The organism is Pseudomonas sp. YY-1 (genome assembly GCF_002843095.1).
GTDB lineage: Bacteria > Pseudomonadota > Gammaproteobacteria > Pseudomonadales > Pseudomonadaceae > Aquipseudomonas > Aquipseudomonas sediminis_A.
On sequence record NZ_PJLX01000007.1, the window covers coordinates 226,181 to 241,211 of the forward strand.

The 15,031-nt window shown below is 60.3% G+C and carries 10 protein-coding genes; 9 read left to right on the forward strand and 1 reads right to left on the reverse strand.

Annotated elements, in window-relative coordinates; all coding sequences use genetic code 11:
• Nucleotides 1-1,028: 1,028 nt before the first annotated feature.
• The 7 genes from gyrA to rpsA all read left to right on the forward strand — a co-directional run bounded on the left by gyrA (nucleotide 1,029) and on the right by rpsA (nucleotide 12,025).
• On the forward strand, nucleotides 1,029-3,797 hold the full coding sequence (gyrA, locus tag CXP40_RS12600) for a DNA gyrase subunit A (RefSeq protein ID WP_106733992.1): 2,769 nt from the start codon (nucleotides 1,029-1,031) through the stop codon (nucleotides 3,795-3,797).
• A 108-nt stretch (nucleotides 3,798-3,905) separates the two neighbouring features.
• On the forward strand, nucleotides 3,906-4,991 hold the full coding sequence (serC, locus tag CXP40_RS12605) for a 3-phosphoserine/phosphohydroxythreonine transaminase (RefSeq protein WP_106733993.1): 1,086 nt from the start codon (nucleotides 3,906-3,908) through the stop codon (nucleotides 4,989-4,991).
• Between the two features lies 1 nt (nucleotide 4,992).
• Nucleotides 4,993-6,087 (forward strand): prephenate dehydratase, encoded by a 1,095-nt coding sequence (gene pheA / locus CXP40_RS12610; RefSeq protein WP_099525371.1) that lies wholly within the window; start codon nucleotides 4,993-4,995, stop codon nucleotides 6,085-6,087.
• Between the two features lie 97 nt (nucleotides 6,088-6,184).
• Complete coding sequence (gene hisC / locus CXP40_RS12615) at nucleotides 6,185-7,294, forward strand: histidinol-phosphate transaminase (protein WP_106733994.1); 1,110 nt, start codon at nucleotides 6,185-6,187, stop codon at nucleotides 7,292-7,294.
• Nucleotides 7,291-9,531, forward strand: coding sequence for a bifunctional prephenate dehydrogenase/3-phosphoshikimate 1-carboxyvinyltransferase (locus CXP40_RS12620; RefSeq protein WP_106733995.1), 2,241 nt, complete (start codon nucleotides 7,291-7,293; stop codon nucleotides 9,529-9,531). Before hisC ends, CXP40_RS12620 begins: the two co-directional genes overlap by 4 nt.
• Nucleotides 9,528-10,193 carry a (d)CMP kinase gene (gene cmk, locus CXP40_RS12625; RefSeq protein WP_106733996.1) on the forward strand — a complete coding sequence of 222 codons (666 nt, stop codon included), beginning with the start codon at nucleotides 9,528-9,530 and terminating at the stop codon, nucleotides 10,191-10,193. The genes CXP40_RS12620 and cmk overlap by 4 nt, the downstream gene beginning before the upstream one ends.
• A 149-nt stretch (nucleotides 10,194-10,342) precedes the next feature.
• Nucleotides 10,343-12,025 carry a 30S ribosomal protein S1 gene (gene rpsA / locus CXP40_RS12630; protein ID WP_099525375.1) on the forward strand — a complete coding sequence of 561 codons (1,683 nt, stop codon included), beginning with the start codon at nucleotides 10,343-10,345 and terminating at the stop codon, nucleotides 12,023-12,025.
• 145 nt (nucleotides 12,026-12,170) lie between these two features.
• Here rpsA and CXP40_RS12635 read toward each other — a convergent pair whose 3' ends face one another.
• A complete protein-coding gene (locus CXP40_RS12635; protein WP_106733997.1) occupies nucleotides 12,171-12,614 on the reverse strand; it encodes a transposase in 444 nt (147 codons plus the stop codon).
• Between the two features lie 443 nt (nucleotides 12,615-13,057).
• On the opposite strand from CXP40_RS12635, the gene ihfB reads away from it, so the two are divergent.
• Together ihfB and CXP40_RS12645 are read left to right on the forward strand one after the other, a co-directional pair.
• Complete coding sequence (gene ihfB, locus CXP40_RS12640; RefSeq protein ID WP_003243558.1) at nucleotides 13,058-13,342, forward strand: integration host factor subunit beta; 285 nt, start codon at nucleotides 13,058-13,060, stop codon at nucleotides 13,340-13,342.
• A gap of 204 nt (nucleotides 13,343-13,546) precedes the next feature.
• Entirely contained in the window at nucleotides 13,547-15,013 is a 1,467-nt protein-coding gene (locus CXP40_RS12645; protein ID WP_106733998.1) for an MBL fold metallo-hydrolase, read from the forward strand.
• Nucleotides 15,014-15,031 lie beyond the last annotated feature (18 nt).

The following is a 15,031-nucleotide window of genomic DNA, read 5'->3' on the forward strand; positions in this document are numbered from 1 at the left end:
TTTTGCTTTTTCAGCTTTTTGCGCTTTATCACCTTCGAGGCATGGGCCGGATGTCGTGGAATGGCCGCCATTCGCCGCGGGGCGCGGCTCCTACACAGATTGCGGTGTTCGGTGGTTCGGCGTAGGAGCCCCGCCCCGGGGCGAAGCTTTTGCTTTTTCAGCTTTTTGCGCTTTATCACCTTCGAGGCATGGGCCGGATGTCGTGGAATGGCCGCCATTCGCCGCGGGGCGCGGCTCCTACACAGATTGCGGTGTTCGGTGGTTCGGCGTAGGAGCCCCGCCCCGGGGCGAAGCTTTTGCTTTTTCAGCTTTTTGCGCTTTATCACCTTCGAGGCATGGGCCGGATGTCGTGGAATGGCCGCCATTCGCCGCGGGGCGCGGCTCCTACACAGATTGCGGTGTTCGGTGGTTCGGCGTAGGAGCCCCGCCCCGGGGCGAAGCTTTTGCTTTTTCAGCTTTTTGCGCTTTATCACCTTCGAGGCATGGGCCGGATGTCGTGGAATGGCCGCCATTCGCCGCGGGGCGCGGCTCCTACACAGATTGCGGTGTTCGGTGGTTCGGCGTAGGAGCCCCGCCCCGGGGCGAAGCTTTTGCTTTTTCAGCTTTTTGCGCTTTATCACCTTCGAGGCATGGGCCGGATGTCGTGGAATGGCCGCCATTCGCCGCGGGGCGCGGCTCCTACACAGATTGCGGTGTTCGATGGCGTGGCGTAGGAGCCCCGCCCTCGGGGCGAAGCCTTTGCGTTCACTGGTCGTGCGGCAGCTGCTGCAGGTTGGTCGTTTCGCCTCTTTCCGTCTCGTTTGCTCCGCTTCTCCATGAGGGGGCTCGGGGTAGGTGTGTGGCGCGCTTTGTGGTAATCTCCGGCAGTTTTCAAGGGGGCTGACTACAGCCACCTTCACTGCATCGAATCGTGACATAACTCGTTGATTTGTCGTGAGTCGCTGATGGCTTGAGGCTATCGCGACGAGCTCCATGGCGTTCAGGAAGAATGGCGCGGAGTTTCACCAGAAAAAGGAACCAGGCTTCTCATGGGCGAACTGGCCAAAGAAATCCTCCCGGTCAATATCGAAGACGAGCTGAAACAGTCCTACCTCGACTACGCGATGAGCGTGATCGTCGGGCGTGCGCTGCCGGATGCGCGCGATGGCTTGAAGCCGGTACACCGTCGTGTGCTTTACGCCATGAGCGAACTGGGCAACGACTGGAACAAGCCCTACAAGAAATCCGCCCGTGTGGTCGGTGACGTGATCGGTAAATACCACCCGCATGGCGACACCGCGGTGTACGACACCATCGTACGTATGGCGCAGGACTTCTCCCTGCGCTACCTGCTGGTCGACGGTCAGGGCAACTTCGGTTCGGTGGACGGCGACAACGCCGCGGCCATGCGATACACCGAAGTGCGCATGACCAAACTGGCCCACGAGCTGCTGGCCGACCTGGAAAAAGAAACCGTCGACTGGGTGCCCAACTACGACGGCACCGAGCAGATCCCTGCTGTCATGCCGACCAAGGTGCCGAACCTGCTGGTCAACGGCTCGTCCGGTATCGCCGTGGGCATGGCCACCAACATCCCGCCGCACAACCTCACCGAGGTGATCGACGGCTGTCTGGCGCTGATGGACAACGCCGAGCTGACCGTCGATGACCTGATGCAGTACATCCCCGGCCCTGATTTCCCCACTGCGGGCATCATCAACGGCCGTGCCGGCATCATCGAGGCCTATCGTACCGGCCGTGGGCGCATCTATATCCGCGCTCGCGTCGAGGTCGAGGACATCGACAAGGTCGGCGGTCGCCAGCAGTTGGTGGTCACTGAGCTGCCGTACCAGCTGAACAAGGCGCGTCTGATCGAGAAGATCGCCGAGCTGGTCAAAGAGAAGAAGATCGAAGGCATCACCGAGCTGCGTGACGAGTCCGACAAGGACGGTATGCGCGTGGTGATCGAACTGCGTCGTGGTGAAGTGCCGGACGTGGTGCTGAACAACCTGTACGCCCAGACCCAGATGCAGAGCGTGTTCGGCATCAACGTCGTGGCGCTGGTCGACGGTCAGCCGAAGATCATGAACCTCAAGGACATGCTTGAGGTGTTCATCCGTCACCGCCGTGAAGTGGTGACCCGCCGTACCGTCTACGAGTTGCGCAAGGCGCGTGAGCGCGGCCACATCCTCGAAGGCCAGGCGGTAGCGCTGTCGAATATCGATCCGGTGATTGAGCTGATCAAGGCCTCGCCGACGCCGGCCGAAGCCAAGGAGCGCCTGATCGCCACCGCCTGGGAATCCAGTGCGGTGGAAGCCATGGTCGAGCGCGCGGGCGCCGACTCCTGCCGCCCGGAAGGGTTGGATGCGCAATACGGTCTACGCGACGGCAAGTACTACCTGTCGCCGGAGCAGGCTCAGGCTATCCTTGAATTGCGCCTGCACCGTCTGACCGGCCTGGAGCACGAGAAGCTGCTGGCCGAGTACCAGGAAATTCTCAACCTGATCGGCGAGCTGATCCGCATCCTGACCAACCCTGAGCGCTTGATGGAAGTCATCCGCGAGGAACTGGAGAAGGTCAAGGCCGAGTTCGGTGATGCCCGTCGTACCGAGATCGTCGCCTCGCGTCTGGACCTGACCATTGCCGATCTGATCACCGAAGAAGAGCGTGTTGTCACTATCTCCCACGGCGGCTACGCCAAGAGCCAGCCGCTGGCGGCCTACGAGGCGCAGCGTCGCGGTGGCAAGGGCAAATCTGCCACTGGCGTGAAGGACGAGGACTACGTCGAACACCTGCTGGTCGCCAACAGTCACGCTACCCTGCTGCTGTTCTCCAGCAAGGGCAAGGTGTACTGGCTGCGTACCTTTGAAATTCCCGAGGCATCGCGTGCTGCGCGTGGTCGTCCGCTGGTCAACCTGCTACCGCTGGACGAGGGCGAGCGCATCACCGCGATGCTGCAGATCGACCTCGAAGCGCTGCAGCAGAGCGCCGGCGCAGACGAAGATCTTGATGACGAAGGCGTAGTGATCGAAGGCGAAGCCACCGAGGTGGTCGAGGCCGAGGAAGTCGAAGAAGTCGAGGGCGAAACCCCTGAACTGGTCGCCGAGCCGACCGGCGCCTTCATCTTCATGGCCACCGCCTTTGGTACCGTGAAGAAGACCCCGCTGGTGCAGTTCAGCCGTCCGCGTAGCGCCGGTCTGATTGCCCTGAAGCTGGAAGAGGGCGACACCCTTATTGCTGCCGCCATCACCGACGGCGCCAAGGAAGTCATGCTGTTCTCCGACGCTGGCAAGGTGCTGCGCTTCGCCGAGAGCAAGGTGCGTACCATGGGTCGTACTGCTCGTGGCGTGCGTGGCATGCGCCTGGCCAAGGATCAGCAACTGATTTCCATGCTGATTCCGGAGTCTGGTGCGCAGATCCTCACCGCCTCTGAGCGCGGCTTCGGCAAGCGCACCGGTCTGGGCAAGTTCCCCCGTCGCGGTCGTGGCGGCCAGGGCGTTATCGCCATGGTCACCAGCGAGCGTAACGGCAAGCTGGTCGGCGCCATCCAGGTGCAGGACGGCGAGGAAATCATGCTGATTTCCGACCAAGGCACTCTGGTGCGGACCCGTGTCGACGAAGTCTCCAGCTCGGGCCGTAACACTCAGGGTGTGACCCTGATCAAGCTGGCCAAGGACGAGACCCTGGTCGGCCTGGAGCGTGTGCAGGAGCCGACTGCGGTGGACGAGGATGAGCTGGTCGAAGGCGAAGAGGGCACTGAAGTCGCCGAAAGCGCCGAAGCACCAGTCGCCGACGCCGAGGAAGGCAGCGAAGAGTGAAGTCGGGCTCTGTGGGAGGGGCTTTAAAAACTCCTCCCACAGACACGGTGACAGTGTGGACATGCCATCGCCTGGTGGTGGCGTTCTGTGAATCTGAGAGAGACAGACGTGAGCAAGCGAGCTTTTAACTTCTGCGCCGGCCCGGCCGCGCTGCCGACCGCTGTACTGCAACGCGCCCAGGCCGAGATGCTCGACTGGCAAGGCAAGGGCCTCTCGGTGATGGAGATGAGCCATCGCAGCGACGAGTACGTGGCCATCGCCAGTCAGGCCGAGCAGGACCTGCGTGATCTGCTCGCTGTACCCAGTGACTACAAGGTGTTGTTCCTCCAGGGCGGTGCCAGCCAGCAGTTCGCCGAGATTCCGCTGAACCTGCTGCCGGAAGACGGCGTGGCGGATTACGTCGAAACCGGCATCTGGTCGAAGAAAGCCATCGAAGAAGCGCGTCGTTACGGTGCCATCAACGTCGCCGCCAGTGCCAAGGCGCACGACTATTTCGCCATTCCCGGTCAGAACGACTGGCAGCTGTCGAAAGACGCTGCCTACGTGCATTACTGCAGCAACGAGACCATCGGTGGTCTGCAGTTCGACTGGGTGCCACAGACCGGCGATACCCCGTTGGTCGCCGATATGTCCTCGGACATCCTCTCGCGTTCGCTGGATGTTTCGCAGTTCGGCCTGATCTACGCCGGTGCGCAGAAGAACATCGGCCCGAGCGGTCTGGTGGTGGTGATCGTCCGTGAAGACCTGCTCGGTCGCGCCCGTTCCAGCTGCCCGACCATGCTCGACTACAAGATCTCCGCCGACAACGGCTCGATGTACAACACGCCCGCCACCTATTCCTGGTACCTCTCCGGCCTGGTCTTCCAGTGGCTGAAGGAGCAGGGCGGCGTCGAGGCTATGGAGCGTATCAATCGCGCCAAGAAGGACCTGCTGTACAAGGCCATCGATGACAGCGATTTCTACAGCAACCCCATTGCTCACAACGCGCGCTCCTGGATGAACGTACCGTTCCGCCTGGCCGACGAAAAGCTGGATAAAGCCTTCCTGGCCGGCGCCGATGAGCGCGGCCTACTCAACCTCAAGGGCCATCGCTCGGTCGGTGGCATGCGTGCCTCCATCTACAACGCCGTTGGTATGGATGCGGTCGAGGCGCTGGTGGCCTATATGGCCGAGTTCGAGAAGGAGCACGCCTGATATGTCCGAGCAGGAGCTGCAAGCGCTGCGGGTACGCATCGACAACCTCGACGAGCGCATTCTTGAGCTGATAAGCGATCGCGCACGCTGCGCCGAAGAAGTCGCGCGGGTGAAAATGAAGGAACTGAAGGAAGGCGAATCGCCGGTCTTCTATCGTCCTGAGCGCGAGGCTCAGGTGCTCAAGCGCGTGATGGCGCGCAACCAGGGCCCGCTCGGTAACGAGGAAATGGCGCGGCTGTTCCGCGAGATCATGTCCTCCTGCCTGGCGTTGGAAAATCCGCTGAAAGTCGCCTACCTCGGCCCTGAAGGTACCTTCAGTCAGGCCGCAGCGATGAAGCACTTCGGTCATGCGGTGATCAGCGTTCCAATGGCGGCCATCGACGAGGTGTTTCGCGAAGTAGCCGCTGGCGCTGTCAACTTTGGTGTGGTGCCGGTGGAAAACTCCACCGAAGGCGCGATCAACCATACCCTCGACAGCTTCCTCGAGCATGACATGGTCATCTGTGGCGAGGTGGAGCTGCGCATTCACCACCACCTGCTGGTGGGCGAGACCACTCAGACCGACAAGATCACCCGCATCTATTCCCATGCCCAGTCGCTGGCGCAGTGCCGCAAGTGGCTGGACGCGCACTACCCGAACGTCGAGCGCGTGGCTGTTTCCAGCAACGCTGACGCGGCCAAGCGAGTGAAGAGCGAGTGGAACAGTGCGGCCATCGCCGGCGACATGGCGGCCAACCTGTATGGCCTGACCAAACTGGCGGAAAAGATCGAGGATCGCCCGGACAACTCCACGCGCTTTCTCATCATCGGCAGCCAGGAAGTGCCGCCGACCGGCGACGACAAGACCTCGATCATCGTCTCGATGCGCAACAAGCCTGGTGCGCTGCACGAGCTGCTGGTGCCGTTCCATAACAACGGTATCGACCTGACTCGCATCGAGACCCGCCCGTCGCGCAGCGGCAAGTGGACCTACGTGTTCTTCATCGATTTCGTCGGCCACCACCGCGATCCGTTGGTCAAGGGTGTGCTGGAGAAGCTCGCTCAGGAAGCGGTGGCGCTGAAGGTGCTGGGTTCTTATCCGAAGGCGGTACTGTAAACCGCGTCCCTGTAGGAGCGGCTTTAGCCGCGATGTTCGCGATTGAAGTTGCTCCTGCGAAGCCTGTGGCGCTCGGTCGAGACAATGAGGTTTTGTAATGAGTTGCGATTTCCTGACCCTGGCCCAGCCAGGGGTGCAAAAGCTGTCTCCGTACGTACCCGGCAAGCCGGTCGATGAGCTGGCCCGTGAGCTGGGTCTCGACCCGGCCGGTATCGTCAAGCTGGCCAGCAACGAAAACCCGCTCGGCCCCAGCACCAAAGTGCTGGCAGCGATTCGCGCCGAACTGGACGAGCTGACCCGCTACCCGGATGGCAATGGCTTCACCCTCAAGACTGCGCTGGCTGCCCGTTACGGTGTCGACGCTGCGCAGGTGACGCTGGGTAATGGCTCCAACGATATCCTTGAGCTGGTTGCTCGCGCCTACCTGGCGCCTGGCCTCAACGCCGTGTTCAGTGACTACGCTTTCGCGGTTTATCCCATTGCCACGCAGGCAGTCGGCGCACAGGGCAAGATCGTGCCGGCCAAGGATTACGGTCACGATTTGCAGGCCATGCTTGCCGCCATCGATGGCAATACTCGCGTCGTCTTCATCGCCAACCCCAACAACCCGACCGGTACCTGGTTTGGCCCGGACGCGCTGGAAACCTTCCTGGCCAAGGTGCCGGAGTCGGTGCTGGTGGTGCTGGACGAAGCCTATATCGAATACGCCGAAGGCGACGAGTTGCCGGACGGCCTTGATTACCTGGCGCGCTACCCGAACCTGCTGGTCTCGCGCACCTTCTCCAAGGCCTACGGTCTGGCCTCGCTGCGCGTCGGCTATGCCATCAGCTCGCCGGCCATTGCTGATGTGCTCAACCGCGTGCGTCAGCCGTTCAACGTTAACAGCCTCGCGCTGGCAGCTGCCTGCGCGGCGCTGAGCGATGCCGACTACCTGGCTGAAAGCCGTCGCCTAAACGATGCCGGCATGCAGCAGCTGGAAGAGGGGTTGCGGGCTCTGGGGCTGAGCTGGATTGCCTCCAAGGCCAACTTCATCTCCGTCGATTTTGGCCGCGACACAGCTGCGATCAACCAGGCGCTGCTGCGTGAAGGGGTGATCGTGCGACCGATGGCTGGTTACCGCATGCCGAATTTCCTGCGTGTCTCCATCGGCCTGCCGCAAGAGAACGCACGCTTCCTCGAGGCTTTGGCCAAGGTGCTGTCGGCGTGACTGTCACTGCAGTGCAATCGTTTACCCCTAAGATCGGCCGCCTGGTAGTGGTCGGTCTCGGCCTGATCGGTGGCTCCTTCGCCAAGGGCCTGCGTGAACGTGGTCTGTGCCGGGAAGTGGTGGGTGTCGATCTGGATGCAGAATCGCGTCGCTTGGCGGTGCAGTTGGGCGTGGTCGATCGTTGTGAGAGCGATCTGGCCGCCGCCTGTCAGGGGGCCGAGGTCATTCAGTTGGCAGTGCCTATCCTGGCCATGGAGAAGGTGCTTGCTCAACTGGCTGCGCTGGATCTTGGCAACGCCGTGCTGACCGACGTCGGTAGCGCCAAGGGCAATGTCGTGCGCGCGGCGCGCCTGGCGTTTGCTGGAAAGGCAGTGCGTCTGGTGCCCGGCCATCCCATTGCGGGGTCCGAGCAGAGTGGGGTGGAGGCTGCCAACGCCGAGCTGTTCCGCCGTCACAAGGTCATTCTCACTCCGTGCGAATACAGTGATGAGGCCGCTCTGGCGCTGGTCGAAGGGCTATGGCGCGAGCTGGGGGCGGATGTCGAGGCGATGGAGGTCGAGCATCACGACCAGGTGCTTGCCGCCACCAGCCACCTGCCGCATCTGCTGGCCTTTACCCTGGTTGACTCGCTGGCCAAGCGCAGCGAGAACCTGGAAATTTTCCGCTATGCCGCTGGCGGTTTCCGCGACTTCACGCGGATCGCCGGCAGTGATCCGGTGATGTGGCACGATATCTTCCTTGCCAACCGCGAGGCCGTGCTGCGCACATTGGATACGTTTCGCGACGACCTCGACGCCTTGCGCGACGCGGTCGACGCTGGGGATGGGCATCAACTGCTGGGCGTGTTCACCCGCGCCCGCGTGGCCCGCGAACATTTCAGCAAAATTCTGGCCCGCAGGGCCTATGTGGACGCTATGCACTCGACCGATCTGATTTTCCTGGCAAAACCCGGTAGCAGCCTGTCCGGACGTATCCGCGTCCCCGGTGACAAGTCCATTTCGCACCGCTCGATCATGCTGGGTTCGCTGGCTGAAGGCACCACCGAGGTCGAAGGCTTCCTCGAAGGCGAAGATGCCCTGGCCACGTTGCAGGCGTTCCGCGACATGGGCGTGGTCATCGAAGGCCCGCACCACGGCCGCGTGACCATCCATGGCGTCGGCCTGCATGGTCTGAAAGCGCCGGCCGGCGCGCTGTACATGGGGAACTCCGGTACTTCCATGCGCCTGCTCTCCGGCCTGCTGGCTGCGCAGCCGTTCGATACCACGCTGACCGGTGACGCTTCGCTGTCCAAGCGCCCGATGAATCGCGTGGCCAAGCCGCTGCGTGAGATGGGCGCGGTGATCGAGACTGGCCCGGAAGGTCGTCCGCCGCTGACCATCAAGGGTGGCCAGCGCCTCACCGGCATGGCCTACGAAATGCCCATGGCCAGCGCCCAGGTCAAATCCTGCCTGCTGCTGGCTGGCTTGTACGCTGCGGGGAGCACCTCGGTGACCGAGCCGGCGCCGACCCGTGATCACACCGAGCGTATGCTGCGCGGTTTCGGCTACCCGGTCAGCGTCGAGGGCAGTACTGCCAGCGTCGAGTCCGGCCACAAGCTGACCGCCACGCGCATCGAAGTGCCGGCGGATATTTCCTCGGCTGCTTTCTTCCTGGTCGCTGCCAGCATCGCTGAAGGCTCCGAGCTGGTGCTGGAGCACGTCGGCATCAACCCGACCCGTACCGGCGTGATCGATATCCTCAAGCTTATGGGTGGCGACATCACCCTGGAAAACCAGCGTGAAGTTGGCGGCGAACCGGTGGCGGACATTCGCGTGCGTGCGGCCAAGCTGAAAGGCATCGATATCCCGGAAGATCTGGTGCCGCTGGCCATCGATGAATTCCCGGTACTGTTCGTCGCTGCCGCCTGTGCCGAAGGCCGTACCGTGTTGCGTGGCGCCGAAGAGCTGCGGGTGAAGGAATCCGATCGTATCCAGGTCATGGCCGACGGTCTGATCGCGCTGGGCGTCAAGGCCGAGCCGACTCCAGATGGCATCATCATCGACGGCGGCACCATTGGTGGTGGTGAAGTCTGGGCGCATGGCGATCACCGTATCGCCATGTCCTTCAGCGTCGCCTCGCTGTGCGCCAGTGCGCCGATCCGCATCCACGACTGCGCCAACGTCGCCACTTCATTCCCCAACTTCCTCGCCCTGGCAGCTGAAGTCGGTATCAATGTGGTCGTAGAGGGCAACGCATGAGCGCGCCGGTAATCACGGTCGACGGGCCGAGCGGGTCGGGCAAGGGCACGCTCTGTTCACTGCTGGCCAAGCAGCTGGGCTGGAATCTGCTCGACTCTGGTGCGCTGTATCGCTTGCTGGCCTTTGCTGCCGGTAACCATGGTATCGATCTGACCAACGAAGAGTCGCTCAAGCAGCTGGCCGCGCATCTGGATGTACAGTTCATCGACAAGCGCATCATCCTCGAAGGCGAGGAGGTGACCGACGCCATCCGTAATGAACAGGTTGGTGCGGGTGCTTCGATGGTCGCCTCGCTGCCTGCCGTGCGCGAAGCACTGCTGCAGCGTCAGCGCGCATTTCAGGAGATGCCGGGCCTGGTGGCCGATGGCCGCGACATGGGCACCGTGGTATTCGCCGACGCGCCGCTGAAGATTTTCCTGACCGCCAGCGCCGAGGAGCGTGCCCGTCGCCGCTACTTGCAGTTGAAGGCCAAGGGCGATGATGTTAATCTCGCGAGTCTTCTCGACGAGATACGGGCGCGCGACGAGCGCGATACCCAGCGCGCGGTGGCTCCGCTCAAGCCGGCAGTCGACGCAATCGTGCTGGATTCCACCGAACTTTCCATCGAGCAAGTGCTTGAACGAATTCTGAGCGAGGTCGCCGATCGCGATCTCGCCGGGTAAGGGCTCTCGGTTGCTTTAAATCGAAGGGTCCGCAAGGAGGCATACGGGAGACCAGTCCTTGTCCCGTAGGCCTCTTTTCATATGAACGAACCCACATGGTCTGGAATGTGGTTTGGGCGAATCCCCGCCCTTGATCAACAGGAATCAACATGAGCGAAAGCTTTGCAGAACTATTTGAAGAAAGCCTGAAATCCCTCGACATGCAGCCGGGCGCCATCATCACCGGTATCGTGGTCGACATCGACGGTGACTGGGTTACCGTTCACGCAGGTCTGAAGTCCGAGGGCGTCATCCCGCTCGACCAGTTCTTCAACGAACAAGGCGAGCTGACCATCAAGGTCGGTGACGAAGTCCACGTCGCGCTGGACGCGGTTGAAGATGGCTTCGGTGAAACCAAGCTGTCCCGCGAGAAAGCCAAGCGCGCTGAATCCTGGCTGGTTCTGGAAGCTGCGTTCAACGCTGAAGAAGTGGTCAAGGGCGTTATCAACGGTAAGGTCAAAGGCGGCTTCACTGTTGACGTCAACGGCATCCGCGCGTTCCTGCCGGGTTCCCTGGTTGATGTCCGTCCGGTGCGTGATACCACTCACCTGGAAGGCAAAGAGCTGGAATTCAAGGTCATCAAACTGGACCAGAAGCGCAACAACGTTGTCGTTTCCCGTCGCAGCGTCCTGGAAGCCGAGAACAGCGCCGAGCGCGAAGCTCTGCTGGAATCCCTGCAGGAAGGCCAGCAAGTCAAAGGTATCGTCAAGAACCTCACCGACTACGGTGCGTTCGTTGACCTGGGCGGCGTAGATGGCCTGCTGCACATCACCGACATGGCTTGGAAGCGCATCAAGCACCCGTCCGAGATCGTCAACGTTGGCGACGAGATCGACGTCAAGGTTCTGAAGTACGATCGCGAGCGTAACCGCGTATCCCTGGGCCTGAAGCAACTGGGCGAAGACCCATGGGTTGCCATCAAAGCTCGTTACCCGGAAAACACCCGCGTTGTTGCCCGCGTCACCAACCTCACCGACTACGGCTGCTTCGCCGAGCTGGAAGAGGGCGTGGAAGGCCTGGTGCACGTTTCCGAAATGGACTGGACCAACAAGAACATCCACCCGTCGAAAGTCGTTAACGTCGGCGACGAAGTGGAAGTCATGGTTCTGGACATCGACGAAGAGCGTCGTCGTATCTCCCTGGGTATCAAGCAGTGCAAGACCAACCCGTGGGAAGACTTCTCCGGTCAGTTCAACAAGGGTGACAAGATCTCCGGCACCATCAAGTCGATCACCGATTTCGGTATCTTCATTGGTCTGGACGGCGGCATTGACGGCCTGGTTCACCTGTCCGACATCTCCTGGAACGAAGCCGGCGAAGAAGCCGTGCGTCGCTTCAAGAAGGGCGACGAACTGGAAACCGTCATCCTGTCGGTTGACCCGGAGCGCGAGCGCATCTCCCTGGGCATCAAGCAACTGGAAGACGATCCGTTCAGCAACTACGTCTCCATCAACGACAAGGGCACCATCGTCCGTGGCGTTGTGAAAGAAGTAGACGCCAAGGGCGCCATCATTGACCTGGGCAACGAGATCGAAGCTACCCTGAAAGCCTCCGAAATCAGCCGTGACCGCGTTGAAGACGCGCGCAACGTCCTGAAAGAAGGCGACGAAGTAGAAGCCAAGATCATCAGCGTCGACCGCAAGTCCCGCGTCATCAGCCTGTCCGTCAAGTCGAAAGACGTTGAAGACGAGAAAGACGCGATGAAGGAACTGCGTAACAAGCAAGACGTTGAAAGCACCGGCCCGACCACCATTGGTGATCTGCTCCGTGCTCAAATGGAAAAACAGAACTAAGTTCGGTTAATCCATTCAGGAAAAGGGCGACCCTCGGGTCGCCTTTTTCATTTCTGCATTCTCAATGACACTGCCCTTGTAGGAGCGGCGCTCCGCCGCGAATGGCGGTCATCTCGCAATGCAAGCTTGACCTATGCCGCTGTGCTTAAATCCACAGCGCATCCCAGTGCGAATAATCGCCGACCCGCTCCACAAGTCCGGCTCTTATGGGATTTGCCACCACATAACGGGCTACATTCCGAACATCCTCTTCCCGTCGCAGGGCATGGTCATGAAATCCTTTCTGCCATATCGGTTGTCCCAGGTGTTTGGCGGATATTGATTTAACTCTGCCCACCAGTCGGGGCAAGGTTTCATCCTGTAATTGCAGCAGCCAATGCAAGTGATCCGGCATTACGACAAAGCAAAGGGTTTGGTGGGAGCCTAGCAATTCATCTTTGCGGATGACTTGTATGAGCGAGCGCGCCGCTGAGAAATCAGCAAAGACGGGTGTGCGGTTCTTGGTTACGGCCGTGACAAGATAGATTTGCCCGCTGCATGACCAGCGTCCTTTTCGAAGCCTGTCTGAGGCGTAGCGCTTCTCTGTCATCGGACTCCCTTCCGCAAGAGTGTGTCAGCCCAGCATAGACGAGTCTGGGCCTGGCAAAAGCTTCGCCCCGGGGCGGAGCTCCTACACGGATGCACCAAGCGAAGCAGTCCTATGTGGGAGCGGCGACCCGCCGCGAATGGCAGCCATCCTGCAATACCAAACACAGCCCCAAAAGCTTCGCCCCGAGGCGGGGCTCCTACACGAATGCGCCAGTCGACGCTCTCTGTAGGAGCTGCGCCCCGCAGCGAATGGTGGCCATCCCGCAATATCGAACCAATACCCAAAAGCTTCGCCTCGACGCAAGCCTCCTGCACGAAGCCCTGGTTATCACAACTAACCCCAAAACTCGCTAACACCTTGTTTTTTAGGCTGTTCAAAACCTGATCAGCGTGCTAAAACCAAACCGTCGAGTCTTCTAGCCGCTTGAAAAAGAAGGGAAAACCATGACCAAGTCGGAGTTGATCGAAAGAATTGTCACTCATCAAGGTCAGCTGTCCTCCAAGGATGTCGAGCTAGCCATCAAGACCATGCTGGAGCAAATGTCCCAGGCACTGGCCACGGGGGATCGCATCGAGATTCGCGGCTTTGGCAGCTTCTCGCTGCACTACCGCGCACCGCGCGTTGGGCGTAACCCGAAAACCGGGCAATCGGTGCGTCTGGACGGCAAGTTCGTACCGCATTTCAAGCCGGGCAAGGAATTGCGTGATCGGGTTAATGAGGACGAATGATGTTCCTGTAGGAGGAGTCGGCCTGACGGCGTCAGTATTTCGTTATGCTTGCCAAACAGAAAAAAACCGTCAAAATGTGCGGGTTCTCACGTTAGTGGCCTTTTGATGGCTTCATTGGACGCATTCGCGTTTAGCTATTCTCATTGTATTCCGTACTACTGGGCTGAGTCCCTTTAGATTTCGTCAGCGTTAAGGGATTAACTCGTGCGGTACCCCTCCATTGTTCATCACGGCGCTGTCACGGGCGTTACGGGCTCATGCCATCAGCTACGGATGGATGATGAGCATGCGCTGCTGATTGACTGCGGCCTCTTTCAAGGTGCTGAAACCTCCCCTGAAGGCCGGGCAGGCGCCGGCAAGCTCGCAATCGATTTCTCTCTGGACGGTATCAAAGCACTGGTCGCAACCCATGTTCATATCGACCACGTGGGCCGCATACCCTATCTCCTTGCAGCCGGCTTCAAAGGTCCGATTCTCTGTAGTGAACCATCGGCCAAGTTGTTGCCCATCGTCCTTGAGGATGCCTTCAAGCTCGGTTTCAGCCGTGACCAGAAACAAGTAGAGCGCTACCTCAAGCTGATCGAGCAGCGCATCGTCGCCTTGCCCTATAAGCAGTGGTTCACCCTGATCGACACGAAACAGCTCAACGCTCGCATTCGTTTACAACGCGCTGGCCACATCCTCGGCTCGGCCTACGTCGAGGTTGATCTGCACTACCCCGAGACGGGCGAGAAGAAGCGCATCGTGTTCTCTGGCGACCTGGGTGCACCTCATGCGCCAATCCTCCCGGCACCTAAAGCCCCATACAAAGCCGATATTCTGGTCATCGAAAGCACCTATGGCGACCGCCTCCACGAAGATCGCCGCAGTCGTCGCGCGCGACTGGAAAAAGTGCTCGAGCACGCGCTGAGCAATCAGGGCACAGTTCTGATTCCTGCTTTCAGCATTGGGCGCACTCAAGAGCTGCTTTACGAACTCGAAGACATCATCCATTGCAGAGCGCTGAAAGAGCCGGCTAAGGCCCAGTCGAGTGCTTCAAAGTCGAACACAAGCAAGGCGCCTGCGCTTGACTGGGCAAACTTGCCCATCATCCTCGACTCCCCGCTGGCCAGTCGTTTTACGGCGGTGTATCGCGAGCTCGATCACTTCTGGGACGTAGAGGCGAGGGGACGCTTGGCCAAAGGCCGTAACCCACTGGCTTTTCGTAATCTGCTAACGGTCGATAGCCACCAGGCCCATCTGGCCATGGTCAACCGTCTGACGCAAACCGCTCAGCCGGCTATCGTCATCGCTGGCAACGGTATGTGCTCCAGTGGGCGCATTGTCAACTACCTCAAAGCCATGCTCGGTGATGAGCGGCATGATGTGCTCTTTGTCGGCTACCAGGCTGAAGGTACGCCCGGGCGACAGATCCAGCGCTTTGGTCCGCGTAGTGGCCATGTGGAATTTGACGGGCAGCGCTATGAGATTCGGGCTCAGGTGCATACCATAGGCGGTTATTCTGCCCATGCGGATCAGAAGGGCTTGGTTAGCTTTGTTACCCGGATGACGCATTGGCCGTCAGAAGTTCGTATCGTGCATGGCGAGTCTGGAGCCAAGCAGCAATTCTCAACGGTTCTGCAGCAGCGCTACGACGCGACTGACAGGGCTTTAAAAATAGTAATTCCGTGAAGTTTTGATGGGGTGTAA